The organism is Syntrophomonas sp. UBA5494, assembly GCF_002426325.1.
This window is the reverse complement of sequence record NZ_DIPG01000006.1, coordinates 9,587-14,121: the sequence shown is the minus strand read 5'-3', so window position 1 is coordinate 14,121 and position 4,535 is coordinate 9,587. Positions and strand designations below refer to the sequence as shown.

Sequence of the window (4,535 nt, the reverse complement as noted above, 5' to 3'; positions counted from 1 at the left end):
CCTTCGGTTCAGCTTATGGCTTTTATGCGCTTAAAGGCTTCAATGATCCTGGAGGTGTCCACGGTAAGAGCAATCCGGAAATAACCTTCCCCGTACTGTCCGTAGCCGTTTCCGGGGGTGAGGATGACCTGGGCTTTTTCCAAAATCATTTCACAATATTCAGCCGATGTATAATCAGCAGGCACCTTGACCCACATATAGAAGCTGCCCAGGGGGGGCCTGAATTTCCAGCCCAATTGCTTCATACCTTCCGCTGCCGCATCACGGCGCTCCTGGTACATTTGCTGCAGTTCCGCCACGGCGTCTTGAGGACCTTCCAAAGCAGCTATCCCGGCATACTGTATGGCCTGGAAAACACCCGAATCCACGTTGGATTTGAAGCGCCCCATCACTTCCACCGCATCTCTGTTGCCCGCCATCCAGCCTATCCTCCATCCGGTCATGTTGTAGGTTTTGGAGAGGGAGTGGAATTCAACCCCCACTTCTTTGGCCTGGGGCAATTGTAGAAAACTGGGGGCCTGGTAGCCATCATAAGCCAGTTCGGAATAAGCCGCATCATGGCACACCAGAATATCGTAAGCTCTTGCAAATTCGATGACCTTATGGTAAAAACCAATATCCGCCACCGCTCCGGTGGGGTTGTTGGGATAGTTGATAAACATGAGTTTAGACTCCCTGGCTACATGGGCCGGAATATCCTCCAGAACGGGCAGGTAACCCTTTTCTTCATGCAAAGGCATCACAAAGGGATTGCCTCCGGCCAGCTGAGTGCCGATAGCGTATACCGGGTAGCCTGGATCAGGAACCAGGTTGATATCCCCTGGATCCAGATAAGCAAAGGATATATGAGCGATGCCTTCTTTGGAGCCCAGAAGTGACACCACTTCCGTTTTAGGATCCAGTTGCACCCCGAAGCGCCTTCCATACCATCCGGCTACGGCCTCGCGGTAGCGCAGCAGCCCTGCTGAGCTGGGATACTGATGGTTGGGGCTGTCATTAATCGATTGGGCCATAACGTCTATGATGTGCTGGGGAGTGGGCTGGTCAGGATCCCCAATCCCCAAATTGATGACATCTATGCCCCGCTCCCGGGCCTCTTCGATCTTTTTTTCGATGCGGGCGAACAGATAAGGGGGCAGGTTTTGCATAGCCTGGTTCGCTTTCATAATAAATCACTCCTCCTTAGCCTCAAACATTACTGTCGTCGCCGATAATGCCCCTGAATACCGCCTGGGCGGGCCCGGTCATGTAGACATGGTCATCATTTCGGTTCCATTCTATTAAAAGGTCGCCCCCGGGCAGGTGCACCAGAACCTCGCGTCCGGTGTGGCCTTGCAGATGTGCGGCCACCACCGAAGCACAGGCGCCGGTTCCGCAGGCCAGGGTGACACCGGCCCCGCGTTCCCACACCCTGACGATGATCTCGGAACTGCCCTTGACCTCGACGAACTCTACATTGGTGGCTGCCGGAAAGATGGGATGTCTCTCCAGATTGGCCCCCCACTGTGCCAGGGGCACCTGGCTGACATCCTCCGTAAAAATGATGGCATGGGGGTTGCCCATGGATACGGCATTGACCTTGAACCACTCACCATAGGAATTTACCGGGATATCCAGGTTGCTGCCTTCTCCCTGTACCGGAATGAGAGGACGTTCCAGAATGGGACGGCCCATGTCTACCCGCACCGCTTCATCTGATACAATGCGTATCAGGCGGTTTCCAGCCAGGGTCTTCACCGCAAAAGCATCTTGGTCGACCAGCCCCGCCTTACGGGCATACAAAGCTATGCAGCGGATGCCGTTTCCGCACATCTCAGCTTCCGACCCGTCGGGGTTGAATATGCGCATGAATATGTCTGCCCGGGAATCCTGCCCGGTAACCAGAATGCCATCGGCTCCAATCCCAAAATGGCGTTCACACCAGGCTGCGCTCACGGCCTGGTAGCAGGCCGCATCCTCGAAAGAAGCGGCTTCTACAACAATAAAATCATTGCCCAGACCATGCATTTTCACAAATTCCATATGGTTTCCTCCTTCACCACCTGTGTTCAATGTGCCTATTTAGTCTCTACAGTCAGGTCCTAGCCCGTAAACCCGGTATACATATGGGAGAAGATGCGCTTATCCACAGCTGTTAAACGGATAAAGGGTTCCGCCAGAATGAGATCTATATCGTATGAAAAATGCGCCGCGAATCGCATCAGATAAGGCAATATGCTCTGTAAATCTTTTTCTCCATGCAGGACTTCAGTTTTAGTATTTTCTGCCAGGTGCCTCCGGGGGACCTCGCCGCGCATATAGATTTCGCCTTCATACATGCCGGTTCCGCAATATGGCCCGATCAGGCTTCGATTGGAGCCGTTAACACCCAGAACGATAATGGTGCCCCCGGCCATATATTCCCCCACAAAAGCCCCGGCCTGGCCGCCCACTACAATGACGGGGCGCTTATCCTGATAAGCCTTCATGTGTATCCCCAGGCGGTATCCGGCATCATCCCTGATATACAGACCCCCGCCGCGCATGCCGTAGCCGGCGATATCGCCCACCCGGCCGTATACTACGATTTCGCCGTCGCTCATGGTATTTCCGACCCCTTCCTGCCCGTTGCCATAGAGCAAAATAGTGGGTCCATCAGCGAAAGCCCCCAGGTTGTTTCCGGCAGTGCCGCGCAATACCAATCTCTTGCTATTCTTCCAACCGCAGCCCAGGTATCGGTGGCCATTGAGGTTCAATACCTCGATCTCCTGATCGGGGCTGGCCTTCAAGGCCTCCAGGAGTGAATGCTGGTCGTAATCAACCGCATCGAAGACTGCCATCATCCTCCCACCTCCTTGTCTCTGCCAGATAAGCCGCCGGCAGGTTGGCTATGGAGGGTTGTTTGATAAATTCTTGCCACTCCCCTGCCGCGATCTTCATCTGTTTTTCGGTTATGGCTGTCAGCGGTCCGGTTATGCCGGGAATATTGATGGAGATATACCGCACCAGGTATTCTCCGTCGATGGTCAGCTCCAGAGAGCTTTGCCCTTCTTGCCAGTTCAGCACTGTGCCGCTGCTATTAGGGTCGCCCGCAGCTATGATGTGCATTCCCATAAAATGAACCGCATTCAAAAATATCCCCCCGGGATAATTGGCAGACTTGCCGGCCATATTGCACCCCGCCAGGTAGCCTTCCAGATGGGCCAGGGGCAAAAGAGCCATCACCTCAGCAGTTCCGCTCAAGATATTGCGGGTCTCTATGACATCCCCGGCTGCCCATATATTGGGGTTTGAAGTTTGCAGATGCCGGTTTACAATAATACCCTGTCCGGTTTCCAGTCCGGCATCCCGGGCCAGGGCTTGATTGGGCCGGGTGCCCACTGCCACTATCACCAGCTGGGCCGGTATTTTAACGCCGTTATCCAGCTCGACCTGATGCTGTTCCGTTATGGACATGGCCTCGCGCCCGGTCAGCACCTGTATGCCCTGTTCTTCCAGATGCCGGGTCGCTGCTGTTGCGCTCCAGGGGCTCAATAAACGGGGCAGTATCTGTTCCTGCTTCTCCACTATCACCACTTTCATATTCCGCTGATGCAGGGCTTCAGCGGCTTTTATGCCGATCAGTCCGCTTCCCAGGACTACGGCCGTACCTCCCGCTTCGATCAGGGCCTCAATTTCCTCGGCATCTTTCCAGGTGTACAGGGTTTTTACCCAGGGCTGTTCTATGCCGGGCAGGCCGGGTATCACCGGACTGGCTCCGGTAGCCAGGAGCAGGCGGTCGTAATCAACGCTCCTGCCGTCTTCCAGCACAACCTGGCCTTCGGCTGGATCGATCCTGACTGCCCGGCCGGCTATTACCCGGGCCTGTTGCTGGGCAAAGAATTCCTCGGGGCGGTAATACAGCAGAGAAGACGGTTTGCTGCCCGCCAGGAGATAGCTTATCAAGGGGCGGGTGTAGCAACCGCGCTTTTCCCCGTCGATTATCGTGATTTCTCCCTTCTGGTCGGCGCTGCGGATGCCTTCTCCCGCCCCCGCCGCTGCGATGCAATTGCCTATTATAACGTATCTCACGGTCTATCCACCTCCTCTGCCAGTCTTAGTGCGCCGTTGGGACAGAAAGCCACACAGGCAGGCGTCCCGGACAAGCCGCGGCACAGATCGCATTTTATGGCCCGGGAAGAATCCCGGGAAGGCTGTATATGTCCAAAAGGGCACACCATTACACAGGTGAAGCAGCCCACACAGCGCTGGCTGTCAATAAACACGGTGCCTTTTTCATCCTTCTGTAGTGCGCCGGTGATGCAGGCATTGATGCAGGGGGCATCCTGGCAATGCCTGCAGGTATTGATCCAGGATTCATGATTCTTTTTGATCAAACCCGCCCGGGCCTGGGGGGTTCCCTTTTTAAAGGCCTTAATCACATTGCCGTTGTAACCGTCATGGGCGGCTGCGCAGTACACCTGGCACAGCCCGCAGCCCAGGCAGTATTCGGAATTATTCTGTACCTTCATGTAAATCCCCCTAATCTCCAGCCGCCGTTACGCCCAACAACTCCA

At 55.0% G+C, this 4,535-nt stretch carries 5 protein-coding genes; all 5 read right to left on the bottom strand.

Features of this window, described 5'->3' with window-relative positions; genetic code table 11:
- Positions 1–8 precede the first annotated feature (8 nt).
- The 5 genes from B3W37_RS00625 to B3W37_RS00605 are packed head-to-tail and all read right to left on the bottom strand — an operon-like array spanning position 9 to position 4,490.
- On the bottom strand, positions 9–1,166 hold the full coding sequence (locus B3W37_RS00625; protein WP_483174481.1) for an LL-diaminopimelate aminotransferase: 1,158 nt from the start codon (positions 1,164–1,166) through the stop codon (positions 9–11).
- 22 nt (positions 1,167–1,188) lie between these two features.
- Positions 1,189–2,022 carry a diaminopimelate epimerase gene (dapF, locus tag B3W37_RS00620; RefSeq protein WP_483169797.1) on the bottom strand — a complete coding sequence of 278 codons (834 nt, stop codon included), beginning with the start codon at positions 2,020–2,022 and terminating at the stop codon, positions 1,189–1,191.
- Positions 2,023–2,081: 59 nt separating this feature from the next.
- The gene (locus B3W37_RS00615; RefSeq protein WP_483174480.1) at positions 2,082–2,822 is read right to left on the bottom strand and encodes a GltB/FmdC/FwdC-like GXGXG domain-containing protein; all 741 of its coding nucleotides are present in this window, start codon (positions 2,820–2,822) and stop codon (positions 2,082–2,084) included.
- Positions 2,797–4,050: an NAD(P)/FAD-dependent oxidoreductase gene (locus B3W37_RS00610; protein ID WP_483174479.1), complete on the bottom strand. Its 1,254-nt coding sequence runs from the start codon at positions 4,048–4,050 to the stop codon at positions 2,797–2,799. The genes B3W37_RS00615 and B3W37_RS00610 overlap by 26 nt, the downstream gene beginning before the upstream one ends.
- On the bottom strand, positions 4,047–4,490 hold the full coding sequence (locus tag B3W37_RS00605) for a 4Fe-4S dicluster domain-containing protein (RefSeq protein ID WP_481041503.1): 444 nt from the start codon (positions 4,488–4,490) through the stop codon (positions 4,047–4,049). The genes B3W37_RS00610 and B3W37_RS00605 overlap by 4 nt, the downstream gene beginning before the upstream one ends.
- Positions 4,491–4,535 lie beyond the last annotated feature (45 nt).

What these genes read in the sequence shown, in the direction of transcription:
- B3W37_RS00605 (WP_481041503.1), bottom strand. Translation starts at nt 4,490, where the DNA reads ATGAAGGTACAGAATAATTCCGAATACTGCCTGGGCTGCGGGCTGTGC.
- dapF (WP_483169797.1), bottom strand. Translation starts at nt 2,022, where the DNA reads ATGGAATTTGTGAAAATGCATGGTCTGGGCAATGATTTTATTGTTGTA.
- B3W37_RS00615 (WP_483174480.1), bottom strand. Translation starts at nt 2,822, where the DNA reads ATGATGGCAGTCTTCGATGCGGTTGATTACGACCAGCATTCACTCCTG.
- B3W37_RS00625 (WP_483174481.1), bottom strand. Translation starts at nt 1,166, where the DNA reads ATGAAAGCGAACCAGGCTATGCAAAACCTGCCCCCTTATCTGTTCGCC.